Source organism: Pseudomonas sp. N2-3-1-14 (assembly GCF_041228395.1).
In the GTDB taxonomy this organism is placed as follows: Bacteria; Pseudomonadota; Gammaproteobacteria; order Pseudomonadales; family Pseudomonadaceae; genus Aquipseudomonas.
Genome location: NZ_CP166199.1, coordinates 3636941 through 3660663, shown reverse-complemented (window position 1 = coordinate 3660663; position 23723 = coordinate 3636941). Strand labels below are relative to the sequence as shown.

The window sequence follows — 23723 nt, the reverse complement described above, 5'->3', positions numbered from 1 at the left end:
TGGGAGCGGGCTTGCTCGCGAAAGCGCATTGACAGTCAACAGAGTCATCGACTGATCCATCGCCTTCGCGGGCAAGCCCGCTCCCACATTTGTTCAGTGCGGGCCGTTAAGCCGACAAGTGCTCGTAGAGAATCGTTGCACCCACCAGCATCAACACCACGCCGCCGACCATTTCGGCGCGCTTGCCCACCACCGTGCCCAGCACCCGACCGAGCATCATGCCGATGGTTACCATGGTCATGGTCGCCAGGCCGATGGCTGCCGACGCCACCAGAATATTCACATCGATAAAGGCCAGGCCCACGCCGACGGCCATCGCATCAATGCTGGTCGCAAAGGCGGTAATGGCCAGGATCATGAAGGAATGCTGGGTCGGCTTTTCCGCCTCCTCATCGTCCGCCTTGAGCCCGTTGTAGATCATGTGCAAGCCCAGTGCGACCAGCAGGGTAAAGGCGATCCAGTGATCCCAGTCCTCCACCCAACGCGTGGCTGCATGGCCGATGGCCCAGCCGATCATCGGCGTGATGGCTTCGATCACACCAAAAATCAGGCCGGCGCGCAGTGCTTCGATCAGACGCGGTTTGTGCAGGCTGGAGCCTTTGCCGATGGCCGCCGCGAAGGCGTCCGTGGACATGGCCAGGGCGAGAAAAATCAGGGAAATGGGGTTCACGGTGAGGCTTCCAGTCGGGCTGTATGAGTCAACGACACAACCACACGCCCGACTTTAGGCATGGATGTGTCGCTGGTCTCACCAACCTCAACGGTGTTCGTACCACGGCAGGTTGCCGAATATGTTGATACGAACGCTTCTGAGCGGGTCAGAAGCCGGTTACTCCCCAACGAAGGGGCGCATCATAGACAGCCAGATATGAAAATTCCGTCAACGCCCTTCAAATACCGGTGGGCGGCGCTCCATACGCTCAGGCCGACGCCGGCGCCGAGAATCACCACGCCGACGCGCTGGGCGGCGAGGGCGACCAGGCTTTCGTCCAGGCTGTCGAGCAGTTGCGCGCTCAGGGCATTGCGCTGGCTGGGGTTACCGGCTCTCCAGCAGCGCTTTCAACGCATCGCGGTGCGTTGAAAGCGCTTCATTGTTGGCAAAGCGCGGGCCGTTCGGCAGCTCGGGCAGGTCCAGCAGCACACACAGCTTGCCCCACATGGCCAAGGTGATCGGCGCCAGGTTCAACGGGCCGTCCAGGGTCTGGAACACGCCGTAAGGCGCGATCACCGCGTGGGATCACTTGGGTTTCTGGGTGTCGAGTGCCGTTGCAATCACGCTGCCCATGGGCGTCGGTTTGGGCGACTGACGGTGCAGCACGGCATTCACGGCCCACTCTTCAAGGCGTACGCGGTCACGCTGGAACACCATCATGTGAGTCGAGCCGCCGAACTCGAAGTGACCGATTTCAGTGCCGCGTGTGATCTTCACCGGCTTGCTGCCTTCGTCGACAATAAACTCCGGTTCGATGATGCAGGTCGACACTTCAACCATGCCAATGCAGATCAGTGCCACGTACCCGCAGGTGGGGTGTTCGAAGATGAAAATGGCGCGCGCGGCCACATGGCCCAGGTAGGGTTGCGACTCGGTGCCTTCCCACGTGCCTGGGCCTTCTTTTTGCGCCGGGCGTTGGGCGAAGTAGGTGCCAGGTTGCACCCACGAACGCAGCAGGGTGCCGTCCAGCGGCGCGTTCCAGCGGTGGTAGTGGGTGGCGGAGAGGAAACCCTGATACAGCTGCCCACCTTCAAAGTGCTTGGCCCAGTCACGTTGGCCGGCGAACAAGTCCAGCAGTGAGTAGTTGACGTCCTTGATCCAGAAGTCGCTTTCGAAGGCGATGTTGTTCTGGTACGCCCACGGCGTGGTTTCGCAGCCGATATCGACCTGCGTCTGCGCGTCGCCCTGGAACGGCCGGGCGCCGGGCACGAACTTGCGGATGAAAAACGCGTTCCAGGAGTCGTAGCCGTAGCCGGGCTTTTTCGGGTCGCATTCCATCTGGTCCCATACACCGGCTGCCCAGGCGACCTTGGAGATCCACGAGCCGGGTTTTTCCGGGTTGTTGATGTCGAGTTTGTCCAGTGACTGCGGGCTTTTGAGGTAGGCGTTCCAGGTGTTGAGCACGTTCTTGAATTGCTCATTGAAGGTGGCGTCATGGAACAGCGCAACACCGGCTTCGGTGGCCATGGAAATCGCCAGGAAGGCATTCATGGGCGTGCCGACCTGGGCGGTGTCGTTGAACGAGGACGAGGTGGTGACAATTTCGTTGAGGATCTCGAAGAAACTGTCGTAGTCCTTGATCCACACGACGTCGCCGTCCTGGGTCTTGATCTGGTCGCGAGTGTGCGGCGCCAGGGTCAGCACGAACGCATTGGACTGCTCGATCAGCGACATGACCCACATGCGGTACACGCTGTGGGTGGTCACCCAGTTTTTGAATTCCATCAGTTGCGGCTGCATCGGCGCGAGGGTGCCGGCCTTTTTCATGCTGTCGATGTAGTCGCGCAGTGGCACCAGGAAGTTGGCGGTGGCCCACACGCGGTTGGGCACCCAGAAGCCCATTTGCACGGGGCCGGCATTGTCCAGGGTGAGCAGGTTTGAACCGCTGCCCTCGACGGGTGGCGGAGTCTTGCGAGGTTGGGTGGCGGGCGAAGAACGATCGGAGTGCGCCATATCATTAGTCCTTTAAACGTAACTGCGTGGGAAAGCTCCTTTTGAGCACTTTCAGCGTAGCTAGCGTAGGACCGGGGTTTGTAATGGTTGGCTATAACCAGGCGCGCCCGCCGACGAAAATCATTTTTGACACCAGCTCCACGATGTTTTTCACCTCAAGTTTCTTCATCAGCCGTGCCCTGTGCACTTCCACCGTACGGTGAGAGATCGCCAGGCGCTGGGCGATCTCCTTGGATTTAAGACCGTTGACGATGTGCATGGCGATTTCCCGCTCCCGCGGCGTCAGGTCGCCGGTGCCTTGGTGCGTGCGGTCCAGGCGCTCGAAGTGCCAGATCATCAGCTTGAACGGGTCTCTGGGCGTGAGCGTGTAGCCGTGGGACTTGGCCCAGAACACCTCGCCGCTTTTGTGCTGCATAAAGCGTTCATCGGAGTAGAAGCCGTTCTCGCTCTCCAGCAGCCAGTCGTGGCTACGCTTGCCGATGGCGTGATAATCGGCCTGGGACGGGTAGATCAGCAGGGTCAGTTGGTTGACCAATTCGTCGCGCGAATAGCCGAACAACTGCAGGAAGGCCTCATTGCAATCGACCATCACGCGGTTGCGCGTGACCAGTTGCGGGGCGGGGGAGAGCTGGAACGCCAGGCGTTCGATATCTTGAAGTTGCTGGGTAAACGCGTTCATTGGGCATCCTGCCTCGTTGCTTTTCTCACCGGGCTACTTATCCATGTAAGTAGTTACACGAATTGGCGAGCGCTCAGCGGTGCGTCATTGTAGGTAAATGTCCGCATCAAAAATAGAAGAAATTGATTATGCCAGCTGATTGCGTCTCCATTGTTGCCGCCGGTCATTCGCGTTTTGGTCGCCTGGAAGGCACCACCCTTGAAGACCTGATCGTGCAGGTTACCCGCGAAGCCCTGGCCGATGCGGCCATTGATGCGTCGCAAATCGATGCGTTGTTCCTGGGGCACTTCAACTCGGGGTTGGTGCCTGACGGGTTTCCCGCCTCCTTGCTGTTGCAGGCCGACCCGGGCCTGCGCTTCAAACCCGCCACGCGGTGTGAAAACGCCTGTGCGTCCGGCTCGGCGGCGATTCAGGCCGGGGTCAATGCGATCCTCTCCGGCAGCGCCGACCTGGTGCTGGTGGTCGGCGCCGAGAAGATGACCCACACGTCCACCGCCGAGGTCACCCAGGCCCTGGCCGGCGCCGGTTATCAGAACGACCCGGCCGAAGCCGGCTTGAGTTTCCCGCAGTTGTTCGGCCGTGCGGCGCGCCAATACACCGAGCGCTACCACTGCCCGCTGGGCTCGATGGCCGCCATCGCCACCAAGAACCACACCAATGCCATGGCCAACCCGCTGGCGCAAATGCACCGGGTGATGGATTTCGAGCACTGCAACAACGTGTCCAAGAGCAACCCGTTTGTGGCCGAGTCACTGCGCCTGACTGATTGCTCGTTGATCAGCGACGGCGCCGCCGCGATCATCCTGGCCTCACCCAAGCGAGCGCGCGCGTTTCGTCGTGATGTGCAGATTCGTGCGATGACCCAGGTCAACGACTGCTTGCCCATTGCCCAGCGCGACATCCTGGCGTTTGAAGGCCCGCAACGGGCCATCCACTCGGCGCTGCGCGGGGCGAATATCACCCTGGCCGACCTGAGTTTCGCCGAGGTGCACGACTGCTTCACCATCGCCGAACTGCTGATCTACGAAGCCATGGGCCTGGCGCCCAAGGGCGAGGGCCATCGCGTGCTCGACAGTGGCGTGGTGCGCGCCGGCGGGCGGCTGCCGGTGAACCTCTCGGGTGGGCTCAAGGCCAAGGGGCATCCGGTGGGTGCCACCGGCGTGTCGATGCACGCCTTGGCGTTCCGCCAATTGACCGGCGAACCGATTGGCCTGGCGGTGCCCAACCCGGAGTTTGGCCTGGTGTTCAACATGGGCGGCATGGCAGTGGCCAACTACGCCTCGGTCCTGCACGCGCGCCGGTACTGACCCATGAACATTGCCAACTGGTTGCACGACACCCAGCGCCGCGACCCGCAGCGACCGGCATTGTTCGAAGGTACGCGGCAAGTGGCCGACTACGCGACCTTTGCTGCGCATGTTCGCCAGCGCGCCGCGCACTTGGTGGACCAGCACGGCGTGGTCGCCGGTGACGCGGTCGCCGTGCTGATGAAGAACAGCTGCGACTACCTGGAAGTGCTCTACGCCATCTGGTGGCTGGGCGCAGTAGCTGTGCCGATCAACGCCAAATTGCACCCGGCTGAGGCGGCGTGGATCGCCGATAACGCCCAGGCGCGCCTGATCTTTACCGACGGCGGCCGGGTATTTTCGGCGTCGCGCGACTTGCCTCAGCACTGCAAGGAACTGGACGGCCACACGCTGCCGCCGACGCGTGGCTGGCCGACCCTGGCGCAGCCGGAGCCCCGCCAGGACCAGGACCTCGCGTGGCTGTTTTACACCTCCGGCACCACCGGGCGCTCCAAGGGCGTGATGCTGTCCCATTGCAACCTGATGGCGATGTCGTTGTGTTACCCCACAGACGTGGATCCGGTCAGCGCCGATGACGCAGTGCTGTATGCCGCGCCAATGTCCCATGGCGCCGGGCTCTACAACTTCATTCATGTGCGCTGCGGCGCGCGGCATGTGGTGCCGGCTTCCCACGGTTTCGACGCCGCCGAGCTGTTTGGCCTGGCGGCCGAGCTGGGCAACGTTTCACTGTTTGCGGCGCCGACCATGGTCAAGCGCATGGTCGAACAGGCGCGGCGCCAGGATTATCGCGGCGAAGGCATCAAAACCATCGTTTACGGTGGCGGCCCGATGTACCTGGCCGATCTGTGTGAGGCCGTCGACACCTTCGGCCCGCGGCTGGTGCAAATCTACGGCCAGGGCGAGAGCCCGATGACCATCAGCGTGCTGCCTCGCGCGCTGATCGCCGACCGCCAACGCGCAGACTGGGCCACGTTGGCCGCCTCGGTCGGCCATGCGCAATCGTGCGTTGAAATCCGCATTCTCGACGCACAGCACCAGCCGGTGCCGACGGGCGAGCGCGGCGAGATCGCCGTGCGCGGTGCCACGGTGATGCAAGGCTACTGGCGCAACCCCGAGGCATCGCGTCAGACCTTGGTCGAGGGCTGGCTGTTGACCGGTGACGTCGGCTTTCTCGACGCGGCGGGTTACCTCACCCTCACGGACCGTTCCAAGGACGTGATCATCAGCGGCGGCAGCAACGTGTACCCGCGTGAAGTCGAGGAAGTGCTGGCGCAACATCCCGAGGTGTTCGAGGTGTGCGTCGTGGGAGAGCCGGATACGCAATGGGGCGAATCGGTGGTGGCGTTTGTGGTGACGCGCAGCGGGCAACCGCTCGATGAAGCCGAGCTGACGGCCTGGTTCGTGGCGCGCATGGCCTCGTTCAAGAAACCCAGGAAGTACCTGTTTCCCGGCGAATTGCCAAAGAACAGTTACGGCAAAATCCTCAAGACCGACTTGCGGCAGTGGCTGAAAGCAGCGAGTATCGCCGCGCTTCCCTAGACCCGTTTTTCATGGACAGAACATCAGACAAGGAGTCCCTTTGATGGGCAATCAAGCGCAAGACACGGTCCGCAAGCGGCGCCGTGCGTTTCTCGGTGCCACTTCCGGTCACTTGATCGAGTGGTACGACTACGGCGTCTACGGCTTTCTCGCCGTGTACATCGGCCAGGCCTTTTTCGTCTCCGATGACCCCACCACCAGCCTGTTGGCCAGCTTCGCGGCGTTTGCCCTAAGCTTTTTCATCCGGCCTCTGGGCGGGCTGTTCTTCGGTCCGCTGGCGGACAAGATCGGCCGCCGCAAAACCCTGATCATGGCGCTGGTGATGATGACCGGCTCCACCGTCATGCTCGGCCTGTTGCCCACTTATGCAACGCTTGGCATTGCTGCGCCGATGCTGCTGATTCTGGTGCGCTGCGTGCAGGGTTTCTCGGCGGGCGGCGAGATCGGCACAGTGACCAGCTTTATCTCCGAATACGCCGGCCCCGGCCGACGCGGCTTTGCCACGTGCTGGCTGATGGTCACCGCCGTGCTCGGCCTGCTGCTGGGCGGTGCCGTGGCCAACGGCATGACCTGGATCCTGGGCGCCGAAGTGATGCAGGAATGGGCCTGGCGTGTGCCGTTCCTGATCGCCGCACCGTTGGGTTTTATCTCCATGTACATCCGCCTCAAGCTGGAAGACAGCCCGGAGTTTCTCGCCTTGCAGCGCGCCGGGCAGACTTCCCGTGCACCGCTGCGCGAAGTCTGGCAGTGGAAGCGCGCGATTGCCCTGGTGTTTTTCATCATCACCTTGCACAGCTCGATCTTTTACCTGGTGCTGACCTTCGCCTCGACCTACATGGCCAAGATCCTCAAGTTCGACAGCAGCACCACGCTGCTCTATGTGTTCGTCGCGAGTTTCTCGGCCGCGTTCGTGATGCCGTTTGGCGGCGCGTTCACCGATAAATACGGACGTAAGCCGTTTCTGATGGTGATCGGCACCCTGGCCACGCTGGCGATGTTCTGGCTGTTCAAGTCGGCACCGACCGCCACTGCCGCGTCGTTCTTCGCCCCATTGATGGCGGTGGCGATCCTGTTCGGGCTGTATGCCTCCTCGACCTATGCGCTGATGAGCGAGCTGCTGCCCACGCGCATCCGCTCCACCGGGATTGCCGTTGCGTACAACGTGCCGGTCGCGGTGTTTGGCGGCAGCGCGCCGCTGATCTCCACCTGGCTGATCAAGGTGACGGGCGACATCACTTCACCTTGGTATTTCTACGTGGCAACCGGTGTGGTGTCGTTGATCGCACTGGTGGTGCTGCGCAAGGAAGATTTCGTCGCCAGTGTCAGCCCGATGGTGGCGCCGGCGGGGGCCGTGTTGGCCCCGGCCGCCTGATCAACAGCGTTACCCCGAAAAGCCTGACTGAATGGCTGCAGGAAGCCGGCTATCGCGTCGACCAGACCAAACAGAACGGCATCGTGCAATTGCTCAGCGCGAGCCAGGGTACCGGCTTTGCCGTGCGCTTTGGCAATCCGGCGCCTGACACTCAGCGCTGCAGCACGCCACGAAACGTTGCACTCAACGCGCGCAACGTTTCGCGCGAGCGCGCATCACTGATCCGGCTATACAGCAGCACTTCACTGACGGGTAATGCGGGCAGGCCGTATTGCTCGCTCACGTCCACCGCCCCGGCCGGGGCCACGCGGTGGGCGAGGGCGGCGACCCCCAATCCGGCGCTCACTGCCGCGCCTACCGCCATCACGCCACCGCCGACAAACACTTCGGTCCAGTCGATACGCGCGGCCTCCAATGCCCTCACCGCCAGGTGCCGAACGCCACAGGGCGCGGCCATGGTCGCCATGCGCAGCGGTGCGCCGGGGCTGTGTTGCCAGTGTGGCGCCGCGAACCAGCCAAAGCGTTCCACGGCCAGCACTTCGCCGTCCTGGCGATCGCCTTCGTTGCGCACGATCACCGCGTCCAGTTCATTGCGATCAAACGCGGCCACCAGGTCGCGGGACGAGGCGATGCGCACCTCGAGAATCACCAGCGGGTCGTAGGCCGCGAGTCGGCTGAGCCAGGTGGGCAAGTCCGGCCCGGCCACGTGGTCGCTGATACCAATCACCAAACGCCGAGACGCGTGGGCGCCCAGGTCAGCCAGCGCCCGCTCATGGGCATTGAGCAGGGCACGCGCGGCCACGATGAAGCGCTCGCCCTGGGGCGACAGCTGCACATGGCGAGGCGTGCGTACCAATAGGCGATAACCGAGGCGTTCTTCCAGGCGCTTGAGCTTCAGGCTGATGGCGGCCTGGGACGTGTCGAGCGCCTCGGCGGCGCGGGTGAAGCTGGCGAAATCAGCCACCAGCACAAAGGCGTGTACGGTGTCGATATCGAGGGGTTTGAGCGCGTCAGTCATATCCAATCCTTATCGCACTTATATTGGGCCATATCTTGTTGAAATCATCGCCAGTGCGCAAGCTCTGTCCACATCTTGCACAGGAGCTTTGCCATGTTTGCCAAACAGTATTCACACCGCCTGCCTGCCGACTACGACATGGACGTGATACGCCGGCGCGCCGCGCAATTGGGGCCGTTGTGGGAGGACACGCAAGGGTTGCTGTTCAAGGCGTTTATCGCGCAGACGCGTGGGCAGGCGCCGGGCAATGTGTATGCGTCGGTGTACCTGTGGGCCGACCCGTTGCAGGCCGCCGACTTTCTACTCGGCGAGCGTTTTCAGAAAGTGCTCGACAGCTTTGGCCGTCCGCACATCGAAAGCTGGTTGCCGCTGGATGTGCAGCGTGGGCCCGCGCAGCACGCGTTGAGCCTGTACCGAGAGGAGTGGCCGCTGGTGCCGGGGGCGGATCGGGCGGGGATCGTCGCCGAGGAAAAACGGCGCAATCAGCAATTGGCTGACAGCGGTGACACGTTTGCAGTATGCCTGGCGCTGGATGTGCAGGCGTGGCGGCTGGTGCGCATCACCTTGTCAAGCAAGGCGCTGGATGCGGCGCATCCCGGAACGGGCTATGAGGTGTTGTACCTGGCCCGCCCCGGGGTTCAGTTCAAGGGTTGAAACGCGCTGTTGGCTGGCTGAGCTTGCGCTCGGCCACCGCGCCAAACACCAGGCCGAGGGTGGTCCACAGCACCACCTGGATACCCAGCGACGCTACGCGGAATTTCCACAGCAGCACGGCCGAAAACGCCTCCGGCACTTCGTTGATCACCGGGAACAGGCTGCCGGCCACCGACACAATCACGATGTACAACGCCACACCCAGTATCGCCCCAGCCCAGACGCCACGGCGGGCAATCAGCTTGCGCGCGGCGTTGATCGCAATCACCGCGGCCGCCACTGACACCAGCAGCATCAGGAAGAACAGCTTGGTGCGCTGCGCGATGGTTTCGGGGTCGCCCACCGAGGGCGGGTTAGCCGGGTACTTGAGCCCTGGCACCAGGGTAATTGCCACAAATGCCGCCAGTGCCAGCAGCGCCGCCAGGCCACGCGGGCCGACCTTGCCGATGCGCCCCAGGGCGTAAGCGAACACCAGGGCGAAGAGGCCGCCCAGTGACACGCTGTACACCACCACGCCGGTGAACAGGCCGAAGGTGCTTTGCACTTCGCGGCTCACCAGTTCCTCTTCCGGCGCATCGCCGTGCATCTGTGCCATGTGGTCTTCAAAGGCGATGGCCTTGTCGATCTGCGGTTCACCAAAGGTCTTGGCGAAGCCGAAAGCCAGCACGCCGGCGAGCAAGCCCACCAGCATCCCGCGCAGGAGTAAATGCCCTGTCATGTCGTGTCTCGCTTATCGATTAATGGCAGGGGAAACCCAGCAGGTGGCGGCCGTCGTGCACAAATTCATGCACATACATGCCTTTGAACACCGCGTTGGCGCCTTGCTCGGCGCCGACAAAATAGAGCGCCAGCAGCAGCAACAGGCCACCGAAGATCGCCCAAGGCAGAATGTCGCCCAAGGGCAGGGTGGGTAAATGCACATCAGGATTCGTTGCAGCAGTGTTAGCCATGAAAACCTCCAGGGATGACGCGTCCCGAAATGGATTGCGATTGGGCTGAAACAGGGTCTGGCTTACGGCTAAAAGGCCGAATACAGTGGCGCGACCGCGCCGGATTCGAACCGGCTTCCTCTTTCATGTTCGTTGTAACATGTTGAAACAACTTTGCCAGTCTACGCCGACTGCGCGTCGAAACAGAGTGAATTGTGATGCAGGCCACCCGGTTGACCTTGATATGCCATGCCGCCACGCCGTTGCAAAAACAGGGGCGGTTTCCCGATGACGAATCGGTAGCGATGCAGTGGCAACCCGCGGCCCTGTCCCTGGCGGGTCGTTTCAAGAAAAGCCCGCGACTGGTGTGTGGGCCCGAGGCCAGAACCCGGCAAACCGCCGGCTTGTTCGGCGATGACGCGCAGGTCGAAGACGCGTTGCGCGACGGTGATTTCGGCGCCTGGAAAGGCCAGGCCATCGGCCAGCTCGACAGCCATGCATTGAGTGACTGGCTGACCAACAGCGCCAGCGCGCCTCACGGCGGTGAGTCGGTGGAGCAGATTTGCGTACGCGTCGCTGACTGGATGAAAAGTCTCGAAACCCAACCCGGGCACGTAGTGGCTATCACCCACCCGTTTGTGATTCGCGCCGCGATGCTGTACGTGTTGCAGTTCCCTGTCTCGATGTTCTACCTGATTGATGTCGAGCCGCTGTCCGCCACCGAACTGCGCTTTAACAAGGTGTGGCGCCTGCGTCTGGAAACTCACGCCTGAGCGCGTGAACATGGCAAAATCCACGCCCCGCAATGAGAGCAACCCATGAAACGCATCCTGATCATCGGCATTGGCGCCGGCAACCCTGACTACATCACGATGCAGGCCGTCAAAGCGCTGAACCGCGCCGACGTGTTTTTCCTGATGGACAAGGGCCAAAGCAAAGACAAGCTGATCGACCTGCGCCGCGAGATTTGCGAAACCTACATCACCGAGCCTGGTTACCGTTTCGTCGAGGCCGACTGCCCCGAGCGCGTGCGCGGCGATATCGACTACACCACCGCTGTGCAGGACCTGAACCGCGACAAGCAGCAGACCTTCGAGCGCATGATCAATGAGCAGATGGCTGACGGTGAAGTGGGCGCGTTCCTGGCCTGGGGCGACCCTGCGCTGTACGACAGCACCATCCGCATTCTGCAAGCGATCCTGGCCAGTGGCCGCAGCGTATTCGAGTTCGAAGTGATCCCCGGCATCACCAGCGTGCAAGCCCTGGCCGCCCAGCACAAGGTGCCGCTGAACCGCATCGGTCGCTCCATCGAGATCACCACCGGGCGCCGGTTGGCGGCGGGGCAGGCGAGTGATGCGGACACCTTGGTGGTCATGCTCGACGCCGAAGATTCCTACCGCAGCGTGGCCGATCAGGACATGGACATCTACTGGGGCGCCTACCTGGGCACGCCGGACGAAATCCTCATCAGCGGCAAAGTCAGCGAAGTGGCTGAGCAAATCCAACAGGTGCGCAAGGCGGCGCGTCTGGAAAATGGCTGGATCATGGACACTTACTTGTTGCGCAAACCCTGAGGTCACTTTCCCATGCTCAAACTGTTTGCCCTGGCACTGACCCTGATGGCCAGCGCCGCCCACGCCGACTCCACGCTGCATACTGATTTGCCCCTGTCTTATCTGGAACAGACCCAGAGCGATGCGCGCAATCAGCCGTTGGTGATTTTCCTGCACGGTTTTGGCAGCAACGAGGAAGACCTGTTTGGCATCAAGGACGCGCTGCCGTCCACCTGGACCTACCTGTCGGCACGTGCGCCGATGCCCGTGGACCCACAGGGTTATCGCTGGTTTACCAAGACGCCGGGTGACGGCGACTACAATGGCGAAACCGCCGACCTGCAACGCAGCGCCGCGCTGATCGAAGACTTTGTGGGCAAGGCCACTGCCAAATACCACACGCAAAGCGATCGGGTGTTTCTGGTGGGGTTCAGCCAGGGCGCGATCATGTCGTACGAGGTGGGCTTGCGAAAGCCCGCGTTGGTGCGCGGCATCGCGGCCTTGAGTGGCAGTGTATTGCCGGTGCTCAAGGCTGAACTCAAGCCCAGCGAATCATTGGGCAAATTGGCGATCTTTATCGGCCACGGCACTCTCGACCAGGCACTGCCGTATGCCTCGGCGACCCGGGCGAACGAGGTACTGGTGGGCCTTGGGTTGACGCCGGAGTTTCACGGGTATCCGGGCATGCCGCATACCGTCAGTGAGACCGAAGTGCAGGACCTTAAGGCCTGGCTGGAGAAAAGCCTGAAGTGAACCGGCGGGTGAGGGTTGCTGCGATGGTCATTTTCGTTTGGTGGCTTTGAGTAACTGTCCGTTGCTGCACTAGTGGCTTTTCTGTGGGAGCGGGCTTGCCCGCGATGCGGGTGCCTCGGTACATCAGCCATACCCAGTGGATGCCATCGCAGGCAAGCCAGCTCCCACCTTTGACCGAGTACACACGACACCCATCTATCTAATGCACAGAGATCCAACTGTGGGAGCGGGCTTGCCCGCGAATGCGGTGGGGCAGTCAGCTCATGTGTCACTGGCACACCGCATTCGCGAGCAAGCCCGCTCCCACAAGTTGACCGAGTGCATCTGCCAGCACCGCACTGCATTGCTTTTCTGTGGGAGCTGGCTTGCCTGCGATACAGGCACCTCGGTATATCAGGCACAACCAGTTGATGCTATCGCAGGCAAGCCAGCTCCCACATTTGATTGAGTTCAGGTTCCAGAATCAGGTCGGCTGCCAGGCCGCCTCGCTTCCGCTTTTGATCTAACCACTCAGGTCGGCTACTAGGCCGCCGTGCTTTTGATCTTGATCTCAGGCGCCCCGTTAAACCACGCTGGCCGAACGCAGGTAGTACGGAGCGGGTAAACCGGCAGGACGCCGGTTTAGCCGCGACGGGGCAGGGACGGCCCGTCGCGGCGGCCCGCGGAGTAATGCCTGCGTGAGGGCACACCGAGCCTAGGCGAGGTGCCGAGTGGTGGGGCAAGAGCGTTTTGGTTACTTTTGCGCTTTTCAAAAGTGACCCGCTGTAAGAGCGGAACCGCTATCAGCCATCACCCCCACAACGGATATGTACCCGGTCCCCAGCACCCCCATCAACTCTCCATCACCCGCAAAACCAGACTACTTACCCCCAGTAATCTGCTTCACCAACTCCGCATGCCCCTTCACATCATCCGCCCGCGAAATCGCCTGAATCACCAGCAAGTGATTGCCCGAGCCACCCAGGAATGTCGAGTTCAAAGTCTTGCCGCCACCCTGGGTGGCCGTGCTGTCGACCTGACGCAGGCCAAGACCTTTGAAGGTCAGTTTCTTCTCGTTCTGCTTCTTGAAATCAGGCAGGGCAGCGCTCTGGTCCTTGACGAAATCAGCCACGGCGCCATCCAGAAACTGCGGGTCATTGTCTTTAATTGTGGCCCCATCGTTGCGCACCGTTTCAGCCACGATCACCACACTTTTCGTGGTCGAGTTGGCGTACAGCGTGCCTTGGGTGTCGGCGGTGCCGTCCTCAACCTTGCCGGTCGGCAGCGTGTCGGCGACGTAAGCCTTGGGCAAGTTGAAGGTGAACTTGCCACCCAGCGTCGAGATGGTTTGTGTCGCGGTTGGCTTGGTTGCTGCGAACACGCCGCCGGCGGTAAGCGCCAGGGCCAGCAGCACGGCGGTCTTGGTGAAAGTGGCCATGAAGCGCTCCAGTGGATGAACGAAATTGCGGCGTATTCTGTCAGAAAACTCGCCAGATCGTTCATTCCTGTCCTCACACTTTGTCGGACTCTTCCTCAAGCCGGTCCATCTCAAACAGCCGCGCCAGTTCCGTACGCGCTTCCTGGGCGGTTTGCATGACCTTGGCGGCATCGTCATATACCGCGTGTTGCGCAGCGAGCACCTGCAGGTCGTGGTTTTTGAAACGGGTGATGCGCGCATCGGCCTGGGCCTGGCTCAAACCGAGACCCACCAGGGTGCGGCGGCTCATTTCCAGGCTGGAGTAAAACGTCTCGCGCACCGGTGACGCGTCCAGGTCGACCAGGCGGTGGACGTGTTGGCGGTTACGTGCACGGGCGATGATTTTCATGTGCGGGTAGAGGTTGCGCACCAGTTCGGCGGTCTTGATGTTGATCTCCGGGTCGTCCATGGCAATCACGAAGAACTCGGCCTGATCGACCTTGGCCGCGTGCAGGATTTCCGGGCGCTGCGGGTCGCCGTAGAACACCGGCATACCGCCGAAACTGCGGGTCAGTTCGATGGTTTCCACCGAGGTGTCGAGGGCGATAAACGAGATGTTTTGCGCACGCAGGATCCGCGCCACGATCTGGCCCATACGGCCCATGCCGGCAATCACCACACGCGGCGCATCGCTTTCGATGGCGCGGTATTCCTCCGGCACTTCCACCGGTTTGACCTTGGGCTTGAACAGCTTTGGGCACACCAACAGCAGCAGCGGCGTCACGGCCATGGACAGCGTGATGGTCAGCACCAGCACATCGTAGAGGTGCGGTTCGAACAGGCCCTGGTCGCGCCCGATCTTGAACACCACAAAGGCAAACTCACCGCCGGCGGCCAGCACCACGCCCAGGCGCAGCGCGCTCTCGCGATTGAGGTCGCCGACCATCCGGCCCACCGCATACAGCAGCGGCAGCTTCAAGCCGATCAACAGCAGCGTCAGGCCGATCACCACCAGCGGCGAACTGAGCAGCAGGCTGAGGTTGGCGCCCATGCCCACACTGATGAAAAACAGGCCGAGCAACAGGCCTTTGAACGGTTCGATCTGCGCTTCGAGTTCGTGGCGGTATTCGGAGTCCGCCAGCAGCAGCCCGGCGAGGAAGGCGCCGAGGGCCATCGACACGCCCACCAGCTCCATCAACCAGGCCGTGCCGATCACCACCAGCAGCGCGGTGGCGGTGGACACTTCGCGCAGGCCGGTCTTGGCGACAATGCGAAACACCGGACGCAGCAGGTAGCGTCCGCCGATGATCACCACGGCGATGCTGCCGAGTATCTGCAACACGTGTTGCAAGCCCTGGGCTTCGGTGGTCGGGTGATCACTGCCGGCCAGCAGCGGCACCATCGCGATCAGTGGGATCGCGGCGATGTCCTGGAACAACAGAATCGCAAACGCCAGGCGCCCGTGCGGCTGATTCAGCTCTTTGCGTTCGGCCAGGCTTTGCAGCCCAAACGCGGTGGAGGACAGCGCCAGGCCCAGGCCCAGCACAATCGCACTGTTCCAGGCTTGGCCAAACAGCCACAACGCCACCACCGCCATCACCAGCCCGGTCAGCAACACTTGGGCCAGGCCAACGCCGAATACCGCCTTGCGCATCACCCATAAACGCTTGGGCGACAGCTCCAGACCGATGATGAACAGCAGCAACACCACGCCCATTTCAGAGAACTGCGCCACGCTTTGCGGGTTGCCGATCAGGCCCAGCACTGAGGGGCCGATGATCACCCCTGCGAACAGATAACCCAGCACTGCGCCCAGTTGCAGACGCTTGGCCAACGGCACGGTCAGCACGGCGGCGAGCAGGAACACCACGGCTGCTTGTAACAGGTTGCCTTCATGGGGCATTGCGAACTCCAGGATCTTTAAAGCCAATCAACAAGGCGCCATTAGAGCGCTTTTTTACATTTTGAAACTTGTATTTTTGACGCGACAGGCAATGGATGTTGGCTGTAGTCCCGTTCTTACCGGGCGCTTACGAAAGTATTAATACCATTTAATTCAATGACTTTTCTGTAGGTCTACTACCGTTTCGACAAACTAAATCAGTTGTCACCACGGTCAGGTATTTCGAATTCGATGCGTGTGGGTCAATAGCGTTGGGCTTCTGCGCATTCATGGATGAAGGCTTGGACCACGAAGGAGTTGGACGTGGACAGAAGACTTGCTGCTGCACGCTCTTTGTGGCGAGCGGGCTTGCCCCGCGCTGGGTTGCGCAGCAGCCCCAAAGCCAGCCGCTGCGGTACGCCTGACACACCGCATCTTCCTTAATGGGGCTGCTTCGCAACCCAACGCGGGGCAAGCCCGCTCGCCACGAGGGGGGCCTATCTGGAAATAAGCGCCTGTTCCGCCAGCATCTGCAACAAATGCCGCTGCACGAGCTGCGCAAGGTTCCCGGATATCAGCATCGCCTTGGGGGCTTGCGGTAAAGCCCGACTGCCAAGCCGGCAATAATCACAGCGATCGCGATCAGGTTGGGTAGGGATACGTGCTCGTCCAGCATCAGCACCGAACTGGCAATTCCAAATACCGGAATCAACAGCGACAGCGGCGCCACGGTCGATACGGGGTAGACCTTGAGCAGGGAGTTCCAACCCCAGTAGGCAAAGTGTGTCGCCAGGTAAACCTGAAACAGGATCGACAACACGACGGTCAGGTCAAGACGCTCGGGCAGGTGAGCGAAGGCGGCGTTGCCGTGCAGCCACCACGCCATGAGGAACAGTGGGATCGGCGGGAACAGGCTGGCCCATACCATGAACGAAAAGATTTCCTTCACCCCTGATGCCTTGATGATGACGTTGCCGATACTCCATGCCAGGGCACTGAACACAATGAACAAAACCCCGAGTACCGCGTGCTCGCCGGTCTGGCTGGCGATGATTCCTGCCAGGCCAATCAACGCGAGAAAAGCGCCGACCCACTGTGCAGCACGGATTTTTTCCTTGAACAGCAGGTGGCCCCAGCCGAGCGTGAAAAACACGCTGAGTTGAATGATCAGCGAGGCGATCCCCGGGCTGACGCCGATATGGATGCCGTAGTTGATCACGCCCCACATGCCCAGCCCGAAGATCACGCCGTAAGCGGCCACGTAGCGGAATGGGACGACGGGCGGCTGGATAACGAACACCAGCGGCAGGGCGGCCAGGGCAAAGCGGATGCCGGTGAGGGCAAAAGGGTCGATTGAGCGCAGGCCCAGTTTGGTAATGGGAAAATTCAGCCCCCAGACCAAGGTAACCAACAGGGCAAGCGCCAGGTGTTTCTTCTGCATGGACGTTCCTTTGAACAGATTTCTTCAAAGGCGTGAATGCTAGGGCGCAGGGCGATGGCCCGCTTGCTTTGTCAGGTCATCCTTTGACAATATCGGGCCATGCTGCCGACCTTTGATGACAACGACCCCGAAGCGCTGGTCACTCTGCGTGAATACCCCTCTGGCACCGTGTTCACGCGGCATACACACCCGCGCGGGCAATTCGCCTATGCCTCCACCGGTGCGTTGAGGATGTTCACCGACCTCGGCAATTGGGTGGTGCCGCCGCAGCGGGCGATCTGGGTGCCGGGCGGTGTGCCCCATGAAATGCACATGCGCGGCGATGTGGTGATGCTCAATACCTACCTCGATGATCAGGCTGCCGAACGGGCAGGGCTGCGGGATCGTTGTCAGGTATTCGAGGTGTCGCCGTTGCTCAGGCATCTGTTGGAAGCGGCACTGGCTATCGCGCCGTCGGCGGCGACCACGGTCCGTCAGCACTGCGTATTGACGCTGCTGATCGATGAAATAAGCGCCATGCCCGAAGTGCCCCTCAGCGCGCCGTTGCCTGCCGAGCCACGTCTGGCCCAGGCTTGCCAGCGTTTTCTGCAGGCTCCTGCGCAGACCATCTCCCTTGATCAAATGGCCCATTGGTCGAACATGAGCCGACGCACCTTCACCCGCCATTTTCACGAAGGCACCGGCATGACGTTTGTGGCCTGGCGTCAGCAGGTCTGCCTGCTTGAAGCCACTGCGCGGCTCAGTCATGGCGCCTCCATTACCGAGGTGGCGTTGGGGTTGGGTTTCAGCAGTTCCAGCGCCTTTACCGCGGTGTTCCGCAGAAACCTGGGAGAGGCGCCCGCGCGCTACCTGGCCAAATCCAGGGCGGCGTCAGCGTTCTGAAAACGGCACACGTCGGTCAGGATTCACCTTCCCCAGCGTCATGCTTTGTTACTATCGCCGTCCATCGTCACCAGGAGTCACCGGCCCATGCAACACCAGTGGGATGAAATGCACCGCACCCGCAAGCCCACGTTTGTACTGTGCGGCGAGCCTCAGGGGGATGTGCTCAATCTCTACGTTCACGGTTATTCGGCCTTCTTCAACCGCCAGCAACTGGGCAATTTCAAGCAGCAGCTGGCGAGCATCGAAGGCTCGACCAACCTGATGCTGTTCTGGCCGGCGGGGCATTTTCTCGAAAACCTGTTTGCGCCCTTCAAGGATGTGATCACCTCGATGCTCGGCGGTGGCGGCCTGGGCGCAGCGACGGTGGGCGTGGGCAAGGCGATTGCCTATTTCCTCGACCATTACAAAAGTGTCGAGGCGCGCGTCGATGAAGTGGCCAAGACCCTGTTGCCTGAACTGGCCAGTTACCTGCACGCCGAGTCGCTGCAGGTACGGCGCATCAACCTGATCGGGCATTCGCTGGGCGCGCGCATCCTGGTCAAGAGCGTGCTGGCCAGCCCCGAGGTGGCTCGTGAACTGCCGCTGAACAACTTGTTGCTGATGGGCGGGGCGATTTGTACGTCGAGCCCGTGGGATGAAGTGTCGGCGCCGCTCAAGGGCCGGGTGATCAATTGCCACTCCAGCAAGGACTGGGCGCTGGCCATGAAACCGGACACCGAACGTTGCATTGGCCGTTATGCCATTGAGGTCACGCCGGCGCTCAAGGCCAAGGTCACCAATGTGCACCTGGCGACGTTCGACCATGCCGCCTACTGGCCGCAGCTGAAAACCGTGGTGCAATACACCGACCTGTTGCAGGAACGGCGCGGCATGATCCGCGCCGATCAGCGCAGCGCTGAAGTGCGCTTTGCCGAAGAGGACGTGGAGTTGTTCCCCGCGTTGGTGCAAGCGCGGCCGGACGAGTTGAAGTTCCTTGCCGAGTTGATGGCGCAAAAGCGCAGTGCGTCAATCGATGCCAGTGTGCGCGAACCGCTGAAACTGGCCATCGAGTTGCAACGCATGGGCGGTGACAGCTTTATGAACGTTGCCCGTGGCCACGGCGTGAGTTACCGCCAGATCGCCGAAGATGTGGCGCAGCGGTTGGGGATCAGGTTCGATGAACCGGTTGAAACCGTGGCACTGGCGGACATTGAGGCGCTGGTTGCTGAGAGGTTGATCGAGCAATACAAGGACAAACTCAGCCGTGCCGACCGCCAAGCCTTCGACGCCGAACTCAAGGCCGCCGCGCAAAAAGAGCAGGGCGTGTTCAACCGTATCGATATCAGCCGCTCGGCCACCACCGCCTTGAGTGGCACGGCGTTGGCGGGGTTTACCGGTTTTATCGTGCGCCGTGGCGCCGCCTCAGCGATTCCGGTGGTGGGCCAGGCATTGGCGGCGGCGATGTTGCTCGTCACGGGTGTGCGAGCGTTCTCCGGCCCGGCCTACTCGATTACCACCTTGTCGGTGTTGATGATCGGCATGATTCGCCAGCGTATGGAACGCGAAGCGCTGAACCAGGAGCTGGACCTGGTGGTGCAAGTGGTCGACACCTTTGACCTGCCCCGGGAGACGGTGATGCGCACGGTCGTGTCGGACTGATAAGCTGCGGCTCTGACTTGTATGTTTGCCTGGGATACCGCGTGAAATTCAGCCTGCCGAAAATCGCTACCGCCCCATTCTGCCCGCCGGAAGTGGCCGGCTCCGTCATCGTTGACCCCAAGGCTTCGTTTTTCAAACGGGCGCTGATGTTCGCCGGCCCCGGTCTGCTGATTTCCATCGGCTACATGGACCCCGGCAACTGGGCCACGGCCATTGAGGCCGGTTCACGCTACGGCTACAGCCTGTTATTCGTGGTGCTGCTGGCCAGCCTGGCCGGCATGGCCGTGCAATGCCTGTGTTCACGGTTGGGCATCGCCACCGGCAAAGACCTGGCGCAACTGTGCCGTGAGCGCTACAGCAAACGCTCGGCCCGCACGCAGTGGCTGCTGGCGGAAATTTCGATCATCGCCACCGACCTTGCCGAAGTGCTTGGCTGCGCCCTGGCGTTTCACTTGCTGCTGGGTGTGTCGCTGACCACCGGTATTGTCATCACCGCCTTCGACACACTGTTGATCCTTGCCCTGCAAAACCGGGGCTTCCGCCGCCTCGAGGCGATCATGCTGGCGTTGGTTGCAACCATCGGCGTGTGCTTCTTCATCGAGCTGGTGCTGATCAAACCCTACTGGCCGGACGTGTTGAGTGGTTTTGCCCCGTCACTGTCGGCCATCAGCGACGCTGCGCCGTTGTACCTGGCCATCGGTATCCTGGGTGCCACAGTGATGCCGCATAACCTCTACCTGCACACCTCGATTGTGCAAACCCGCCTGATCGGCAAAGACCTCGCCAGCAAACAGGACGCGGTGAAACTGGCGCGTATCGACACCATCGGCTCCCTGGCCCTGGCCTTGCTGGTCAATGCGGCGATCCTGGTGCTGGCCGCCGCCGCGTTCTACAAGACCGGCCACACCGACGTGGTCGAGATCCAGGATGCTTACCACCTGCTTGACCCACTGGTGGGCGGCGCGTTCGCCAGTATCCTGTTCGGTGTCGCGTTGCTGGCCTCCGGGCAAAGCTCGACGTTTACCGGCACGATCGCTGGGCAAGTGATCATGGAGGGTTATCTCAACCTGCGTATCCCTTGCTGGCAGCGACGCCTGATCACCCGTGGCTTGGCACTGATCCCGGCATTTCTCGGGGTATGGCTGATGGGCGACGATGCTATTGGCAAGCTGCTGATTCTCAGCCAGGTGGTGCTCAGCCTGCAGTTGCCGTTCGCGCTTTATCCGCTGATTCGCATGACCGATGACAAGCAATTGATGGGGCCGTTTGTTAACAGGCTGCCCACGCGGCTATTGGCGTGGTTTCTGTTTGCGCTGATCAGTGGGGCGAATGCGTGGTTGATTGGGCAGTGGTTGTTTTGATCAGAGTTCTGTTCATAAGCCTGCCTCAAACGCGTTCAGCAACTCGTCAGGCAGTGGCGCATCCAGGTCGTCCGGAATAACCAGTTTTCCTCTCATGGAACCGATTCGCTTCCCGTGAAATTGCCCGGCTGGCGCAGGCCGGGCAAGGGCACATCCATCCTCGGTAATAATGATGGTTTGGCCGGTACTGGCTTGATGAAACCGCTTTGAAAGATCGGCGCTGGCCTGGTCCGACGAGACAGGGATTGCGGTACGCGGTGACTTCATGGTGTCTCTCCTGTACGGAAGTGACCAGAGTCTGGCGCAACATACTGTGCCGGGGAATGGTGGCCCGCAAAAATCAGAACGAGCCTACTTTTTCGCCGAGGAATTTTTACCTCCTAACCCCGAGCCAGCTCACCGATCCCAATACGGCACCGCGCCAAAACACTCGACAAAATAATCAATCACCGTGCGCACCTTCAGCGACAGCCGGCGGCTGCCGGGCCATAACGCCGCAATCTGCTGCGGCTCCAACGTCGTCGCCACGTCGTACTCGGTCAGCACCGCCTGCAAGGTGCCGGCGCGCAAGCCTTCGCCGATCAGCCAGGACGGAAACACCACCAGCCCCAGGCCTTGTTCGGCGGCGTGGGTGAGGGTGTCGGCGTGGTTGCCGGTGATCGGGCCTTTGACGCTGTAGGGCGTCCAGTCGCCCTGGTCGCGGCGGAAGAACCAGCGTTGCTGGCCGGTGATGCCCTTGTAGGCCAGGCACTGGTGGTTGACCAGTTCGTCGGGGTGGCGCGGTGTGCCATGCCGGGCCAGGTAGGCGGGGCTGGCGGCGATGCGAAAGCGTTGAGGCGCGAAGATGCGGGCCTGCATGCCGGAATCGTTGAGCACGCCGATACGAAACAGCAAGTCGGTGCCGTCTTGCAGCGGGTCGACGTAGGTGTCGGTTTGCTGGATATCCAGTTGCAACTTGGGATAGCGCCGGCACAGCTCGCCCAGCCACGGCGAAAGATGACGCTGGCCGAACACCATCGGCGCGTTGATGCGTACCAGGCCGCTGGGTTCGCTTTCCTGTTCCTGCAACGCCTGGCCGGCTGTTTCCAGTTGTTCCAGCATCAAGCGCGCATGGTGCCCGAGCAGGCGCCCGGCCTCGGTAGGGCTCACGGCGCGGGTGTGGCGGTACAACAACTGTTGGCCGAGTGCCTGCTCCATCAACTGGATCTGCCGAGAAATGGAGGAGGGCGCCAGGCTTTCACGGCGCGCGACTTCAGAAAAGCTGCCATGATCCAGCACGGCGACAAACAGGCGCAACGCCTTGAAACTCAATTCATTCAAGCCCTGCATCATGGCCTCCAAGCTGTGCGTTATGCGCAAAGGTGTTATCCGTATGCTCCCATTTATCGCACAGCACGGCCACCGGATAATGCGCGCCATGTTTTTATAAAGCGCAGGTGATGTATGCAGGCACGTTCGATCGAAGGTGTGGCCCAGGCCACGCCGAAGAAAAACCTTTTACGGTTGCTGTTGTTGCCGTTGGTGATCCTGGCAGGCATGGGCCTGTCGGTGGAGGCTGGTTTGCTCGGGCCGCTGGGCGTACAGGTGGGCCACTTGTGGGCGACGTTGAGCATCTTCGGCGTGGGCACGGCGATCCTGTTTTTGCTGCTGCTGTTCAGCGGCCCGCAGACAGGCCCGGCGCTGACCGACCTGCCACGCTGGCAGTTGATCGGCGGCTTCCTGGGGCCGATGTACGTGGTGGTGCTGACGTTGGCCACGCCGCATATCGGCATTGCCATGACCATGATCGCGATCCTCTCGGGCCAGGTGGGCAAGAGTGTGTTGATCGACCATTTCGGCTGGTTCGGCACGGCGCGCAAGCGGGTCAACGGTGAGCGCTGGATTGCGTTGGCGCTGATTGTGGCGGCACTTGTTCTGATTGCACGAGGGTAAGGCGATGAATCTGATTCTGTTGTTGGTACTGGTGATTGCCGCCGGTGCGGTGCTGAGTGTGCAAGCGGCCATCAACGGCCGCCTGGGCCAGGCGGTGGGCGTATTGCGCAGCAGTCTGCTGACCTTTGCGGTGGGCGCAATCACCACGGCGCTGTTGATCTTCTTTTTTGAGCCGGCCCAGTCCGTCAGCCTGCTCGAGGTGCCTAAGTGGCAACTGACCGGCGCGCTGTTCGGCGTGGTGTACATGATGGTAATGGTCGGCGCGGTGCCCATCGTCGGCACGGCGGTGGCGACGGTGGCGGTGATCGTCGGGCAGTTGGGCATGGGCATGCTGATCGACAACTTCGGCTGGCTGGGTAACCCGGCGATTGAACTGTCGGGCAGCCGTATCGTGGCGATGCTCTGTCTGGCGCTGGCGCTGGTGTTCATGTACCGCAGCAATACCCGTCAAGCCGATTAATGGGCTGAACCTTGCTGCGTTGCCGGGAGTCATTGCTTAAGGTGTTGCGTTCGCAGCACTTGGACGACCATGAAAAGGAGTCTGACCATGCCAGATGAAACCTGTGCTTGCCCACACTGCAAATGTGTACTGGGCGCCGACGCGGTAATGAAGGACGGTAAAGGCTATTGCTGCCAAGGCTGTGCCGAGCACCATGCCCATGGTGAGCCGTGTATGGCGCCAACGGGCTGTGAGTGCGCCAAGTCGGCTCACGGCTAAG

Annotated in this window: 25 protein-coding genes, 1 pseudogene and 1 riboswitch; of the genes and pseudogenes, 14 read left to right on the top strand and 12 right to left on the bottom strand. The window is 61.5% G+C overall.

All coding sequences use genetic code 11. The features are described from left to right. Positions 1 to 106 precede the first annotated feature (106 nt). From mntP to AB5I78_RS16745, 4 genes are all read right to left on the bottom strand, one after another. Positions 107 to 670, bottom strand: a complete 564-nt coding sequence (gene mntP / locus AB5I78_RS16760) for a manganese efflux pump MntP (protein ID WP_145164895.1) — start codon at positions 668 to 670, stop codon at positions 107 to 109. Positions 671 to 1036: 366 nt separating this feature from the next. Continuing rightward, positions 1037 to 1228, bottom strand: coding sequence for a CoA transferase (locus AB5I78_RS16755; protein WP_369302073.1), 192 nt, complete (start codon positions 1226 to 1228; stop codon positions 1037 to 1039). A 9-nt stretch (positions 1229 to 1237) separates the two neighbouring features. After that, a complete protein-coding gene (locus AB5I78_RS16750; protein WP_369302072.1) occupies positions 1238 to 2665 on the bottom strand; it encodes a phophatidylserine decarboxylase associated domain-containing protein in 1428 nt (475 codons plus the stop codon). Between the two features lie 91 nt (positions 2666 to 2756). After that, entirely contained in the window at positions 2757 to 3344 is a 588-nt protein-coding gene (locus tag AB5I78_RS16745; RefSeq protein ID WP_119736077.1) for a LuxR C-terminal-related transcriptional regulator, read from the bottom strand. 128 nt (positions 3345 to 3472) lie between these two features. Between AB5I78_RS16745 and AB5I78_RS16740 the strand changes: the two genes are divergently transcribed. From AB5I78_RS16740 to AB5I78_RS16725, 4 genes and pseudogenes are all read left to right on the top strand, one after another. Beyond that, on the top strand, positions 3473 to 4651 hold the full coding sequence (locus AB5I78_RS16740; RefSeq protein ID WP_369302071.1) for an acetyl-CoA acetyltransferase: 1179 nt from the start codon (positions 3473 to 3475) through the stop codon (positions 4649 to 4651). Positions 4652 to 4654: 3 nt separating this feature from the next. Continuing rightward, positions 4655 to 6190 carry a class I adenylate-forming enzyme family protein gene (locus AB5I78_RS16735; protein WP_369302070.1) on the top strand — a complete coding sequence of 512 codons (1536 nt, stop codon included), beginning with the start codon at positions 4655 to 4657 and terminating at the stop codon, positions 6188 to 6190. A gap of 43 nt (positions 6191 to 6233) precedes the next feature. Beyond that, the gene (locus AB5I78_RS16730; protein ID WP_369302069.1) at positions 6234 to 7562 is read left to right on the top strand and encodes an MFS transporter; all 1329 of its coding nucleotides are present in this window, start codon (positions 6234 to 6236) and stop codon (positions 7560 to 7562) included. Then, positions 7559 to 7705 (top strand): annotated as a pseudogene (locus tag AB5I78_RS16725) (YbjN domain-containing protein); the annotation flags it as partial. The gene AB5I78_RS16730 and the pseudogene AB5I78_RS16725, both read left to right, overlap by 4 nt. 8 nt (positions 7706 to 7713) lie before the next feature. Here the strand turns inward: AB5I78_RS16725 and AB5I78_RS16720 are convergent. Next, positions 7714 to 8580, bottom strand: coding sequence for a LysR family transcriptional regulator (locus AB5I78_RS16720; RefSeq protein WP_369302068.1), 867 nt, complete (start codon positions 8578 to 8580; stop codon positions 7714 to 7716). Between the two features lie 93 nt (positions 8581 to 8673). On the opposite strand from AB5I78_RS16720, the gene AB5I78_RS16715 reads away from it, so the two are divergent. Beyond that, positions 8674 to 9234 (top strand): DUF4865 family protein, encoded by a 561-nt coding sequence (locus AB5I78_RS16715; RefSeq protein WP_262206579.1) that lies wholly within the window; start codon positions 8674 to 8676, stop codon positions 9232 to 9234. Here the strand turns inward: AB5I78_RS16715 and AB5I78_RS16710 are convergent. Then, the gene (locus AB5I78_RS16710; RefSeq protein WP_369302067.1) at positions 9224 to 9952 is read right to left on the bottom strand and encodes a CbtA family protein; all 729 of its coding nucleotides are present in this window, start codon (positions 9950 to 9952) and stop codon (positions 9224 to 9226) included. The genes AB5I78_RS16715 and AB5I78_RS16710 overlap by 11 nt on opposite strands. A 19-nt stretch (positions 9953 to 9971) precedes the next feature. Next, positions 9972 to 10184, bottom strand: a complete 213-nt coding sequence (locus tag AB5I78_RS16705; protein WP_369302066.1) for a CbtB-domain containing protein — start codon at positions 10182 to 10184, stop codon at positions 9972 to 9974. Between the two features lie 34 nt (positions 10185 to 10218). Beyond that, a riboswitch (cobalamin riboswitch) is annotated at positions 10219 to 10343 on the bottom strand. Between the two features lie 38 nt (positions 10344 to 10381). Between AB5I78_RS16705 and AB5I78_RS16700 the strand changes: the two genes are divergently transcribed. Genes AB5I78_RS16700 through AB5I78_RS16690 form a run of 3 tightly spaced genes read left to right on the top strand, consistent with a single transcriptional unit; the run spans position 10382 to position 12469 of the window. Further along, positions 10382 to 10936: a histidine phosphatase family protein gene (locus AB5I78_RS16700; RefSeq protein ID WP_369302113.1), complete on the top strand. Its 555-nt coding sequence runs from the start codon at positions 10382 to 10384 to the stop codon at positions 10934 to 10936. 45 nt (positions 10937 to 10981) lie between these two features. Continuing rightward, the gene (cobF, locus tag AB5I78_RS16695; RefSeq protein WP_369302065.1) at positions 10982 to 11737 is read left to right on the top strand and encodes a precorrin-6A synthase (deacetylating); all 756 of its coding nucleotides are present in this window, start codon (positions 10982 to 10984) and stop codon (positions 11735 to 11737) included. 12 nt (positions 11738 to 11749) lie between these two features. Continuing rightward, positions 11750 to 12469 (top strand): alpha/beta hydrolase, encoded by a 720-nt coding sequence (locus AB5I78_RS16690; RefSeq protein ID WP_242198486.1) that lies wholly within the window; start codon positions 11750 to 11752, stop codon positions 12467 to 12469. An 859-nt stretch (positions 12470 to 13328) separates the two neighbouring features. On the opposite strand, the gene AB5I78_RS16685 is transcribed toward AB5I78_RS16690, so the two are convergent. The 3 genes from AB5I78_RS16685 to AB5I78_RS16675 form a co-directional block, all read right to left on the bottom strand. Beyond that, a complete protein-coding gene (locus AB5I78_RS16685; RefSeq protein WP_124417768.1) occupies positions 13329 to 13886 on the bottom strand; it encodes a hypothetical protein in 558 nt (185 codons plus the stop codon). 73 nt (positions 13887 to 13959) lie between these two features. Next, a complete protein-coding gene (locus tag AB5I78_RS16680; protein ID WP_369302064.1) occupies positions 13960 to 15768 on the bottom strand; it encodes a monovalent cation:proton antiporter-2 (CPA2) family protein in 1809 nt (602 codons plus the stop codon). Positions 15769 to 16321: 553 nt separating this feature from the next. Continuing rightward, positions 16322 to 17188 (bottom strand): EamA family transporter, encoded by an 867-nt coding sequence (locus tag AB5I78_RS16675; protein WP_369302063.1) that lies wholly within the window; start codon positions 17186 to 17188, stop codon positions 16322 to 16324. A 99-nt stretch (positions 17189 to 17287) separates the two neighbouring features. Between AB5I78_RS16675 and AB5I78_RS16670 the strand changes: the two genes are divergently transcribed. The 3 genes from AB5I78_RS16670 (at position 17288) to AB5I78_RS16660 (ending at position 21072) form a co-directional block, all read left to right on the top strand. Further along, on the top strand, positions 17288 to 18070 hold the full coding sequence (locus AB5I78_RS16670; RefSeq protein WP_369302062.1) for a helix-turn-helix domain-containing protein: 783 nt from the start codon (positions 17288 to 17290) through the stop codon (positions 18068 to 18070). Positions 18071 to 18157: 87 nt separating this feature from the next. Further along, positions 18158 to 19711 (top strand): DUF726 domain-containing protein, encoded by a 1554-nt coding sequence (locus AB5I78_RS16665; RefSeq protein WP_369302061.1) that lies wholly within the window; start codon positions 18158 to 18160, stop codon positions 19709 to 19711. A 41-nt stretch (positions 19712 to 19752) separates the two neighbouring features. Next, entirely contained in the window at positions 19753 to 21072 is a 1320-nt protein-coding gene (locus AB5I78_RS16660) for an Nramp family divalent metal transporter (RefSeq protein ID WP_369302060.1), read from the top strand. Between the two features lie 12 nt (positions 21073 to 21084). On the opposite strand, the gene AB5I78_RS16655 is transcribed toward AB5I78_RS16660, so the two are convergent. Continuing rightward, positions 21085 to 21339 (bottom strand): type II toxin-antitoxin system Phd/YefM family antitoxin, encoded by a 255-nt coding sequence (locus AB5I78_RS16655; RefSeq protein WP_145166088.1) that lies wholly within the window; start codon positions 21337 to 21339, stop codon positions 21085 to 21087. A 129-nt stretch (positions 21340 to 21468) separates the two neighbouring features. Further along, on the bottom strand, positions 21469 to 22401 hold the full coding sequence (locus AB5I78_RS16650) for a LysR family transcriptional regulator (protein WP_124418885.1): 933 nt from the start codon (positions 22399 to 22401) through the stop codon (positions 21469 to 21471). Between the two features lie 114 nt (positions 22402 to 22515). Between AB5I78_RS16650 and AB5I78_RS16645 the strand changes: the two genes are divergently transcribed. The 3 genes from AB5I78_RS16645 to AB5I78_RS16635 all read left to right on the top strand — a co-directional run bounded on the left by AB5I78_RS16645 (position 22516) and on the right by AB5I78_RS16635 (position 23722). Next, a complete protein-coding gene (locus AB5I78_RS16645; protein ID WP_145166090.1) occupies positions 22516 to 23004 on the top strand; it encodes a DMT family transporter in 489 nt (162 codons plus the stop codon). A gap of 4 nt (positions 23005 to 23008) precedes the next feature. Next, a complete protein-coding gene (locus AB5I78_RS16640; RefSeq protein WP_145166091.1) occupies positions 23009 to 23464 on the top strand; it encodes a DMT family transporter in 456 nt (151 codons plus the stop codon). Positions 23465 to 23551: 87 nt separating this feature from the next. Then, positions 23552 to 23722, top strand: coding sequence for a metallothionein (locus tag AB5I78_RS16635; RefSeq protein ID WP_145166092.1), 171 nt, complete (start codon positions 23552 to 23554; stop codon positions 23720 to 23722). Position 23723: the final 1 nt, after the last annotated feature.

What these genes read in the sequence shown, in the direction of transcription:
- AB5I78_RS16685 (WP_124417768.1), bottom strand. Translation starts at nt 13,886, where the DNA reads ATGGCCACTTTCACCAAGACCGCCGTGCTGCTGGCCCTGGCGCTTACC.
- AB5I78_RS16635 (WP_145166092.1), top strand. Translation starts at nt 23,552, where the DNA reads ATGCCAGATGAAACCTGTGCTTGCCCACACTGCAAATGTGTACTGGGC.
- AB5I78_RS16640 (WP_145166091.1), top strand. Translation starts at nt 23,009, where the DNA reads ATGAATCTGATTCTGTTGTTGGTACTGGTGATTGCCGCCGGTGCGGTG.
- AB5I78_RS16730 (WP_369302069.1), top strand. Translation starts at nt 6,234, where the DNA reads ATGGGCAATCAAGCGCAAGACACGGTCCGCAAGCGGCGCCGTGCGTTT.
- AB5I78_RS16715 (WP_262206579.1), top strand. Translation starts at nt 8,674, where the DNA reads ATGTTTGCCAAACAGTATTCACACCGCCTGCCTGCCGACTACGACATG.
- AB5I78_RS16670 (WP_369302062.1), top strand. Translation starts at nt 17,288, where the DNA reads ATGCTGCCGACCTTTGATGACAACGACCCCGAAGCGCTGGTCACTCTG.
- AB5I78_RS16665 (WP_369302061.1), top strand. Translation starts at nt 18,158, where the DNA reads ATGCAACACCAGTGGGATGAAATGCACCGCACCCGCAAGCCCACGTTT.
- AB5I78_RS16645 (WP_145166090.1), top strand. Translation starts at nt 22,516, where the DNA reads ATGCAGGCACGTTCGATCGAAGGTGTGGCCCAGGCCACGCCGAAGAAA.
- AB5I78_RS16650 (WP_124418885.1), bottom strand. Translation starts at nt 22,401, where the DNA reads ATGCAGGGCTTGAATGAATTGAGTTTCAAGGCGTTGCGCCTGTTTGTC.
- AB5I78_RS16705 (WP_369302066.1), bottom strand. Translation starts at nt 10,184, where the DNA reads ATGGCTAACACTGCTGCAACGAATCCTGATGTGCATTTACCCACCCTG.
- cobF (WP_369302065.1), top strand. Translation starts at nt 10,982, where the DNA reads ATGAAACGCATCCTGATCATCGGCATTGGCGCCGGCAACCCTGACTAC.
- AB5I78_RS16740 (WP_369302071.1), top strand. Translation starts at nt 3,473, where the DNA reads ATGCCAGCTGATTGCGTCTCCATTGTTGCCGCCGGTCATTCGCGTTTT.
- AB5I78_RS16735 (WP_369302070.1), top strand. Translation starts at nt 4,655, where the DNA reads ATGAACATTGCCAACTGGTTGCACGACACCCAGCGCCGCGACCCGCAG.
- AB5I78_RS16690 (WP_242198486.1), top strand. Translation starts at nt 11,750, where the DNA reads ATGCTCAAACTGTTTGCCCTGGCACTGACCCTGATGGCCAGCGCCGCC.
- AB5I78_RS16655 (WP_145166088.1), bottom strand. Translation starts at nt 21,339, where the DNA reads ATGAAGTCACCGCGTACCGCAATCCCTGTCTCGTCGGACCAGGCCAGC.
- AB5I78_RS16720 (WP_369302068.1), bottom strand. Translation starts at nt 8,580, where the DNA reads ATGACTGACGCGCTCAAACCCCTCGATATCGACACCGTACACGCCTTT.
- AB5I78_RS16710 (WP_369302067.1), bottom strand. Translation starts at nt 9,952, where the DNA reads ATGACAGGGCATTTACTCCTGCGCGGGATGCTGGTGGGCTTGCTCGCC.
- AB5I78_RS16680 (WP_369302064.1), bottom strand. Translation starts at nt 15,768, where the DNA reads ATGCCCCATGAAGGCAACCTGTTACAAGCAGCCGTGGTGTTCCTGCTC.
- AB5I78_RS16745 (WP_119736077.1), bottom strand. Translation starts at nt 3,344, where the DNA reads ATGAACGCGTTTACCCAGCAACTTCAAGATATCGAACGCCTGGCGTTC.
- AB5I78_RS16750 (WP_369302072.1), bottom strand. Translation starts at nt 2,665, where the DNA reads ATGGCGCACTCCGATCGTTCTTCGCCCGCCACCCAACCTCGCAAGACT.
- AB5I78_RS16700 (WP_369302113.1), top strand. Translation starts at nt 10,382, where the DNA reads ATGCAGGCCACCCGGTTGACCTTGATATGCCATGCCGCCACGCCGTTG.
- AB5I78_RS16675 (WP_369302063.1), bottom strand. Translation starts at nt 17,188, where the DNA reads ATGCAGAAGAAACACCTGGCGCTTGCCCTGTTGGTTACCTTGGTCTGG.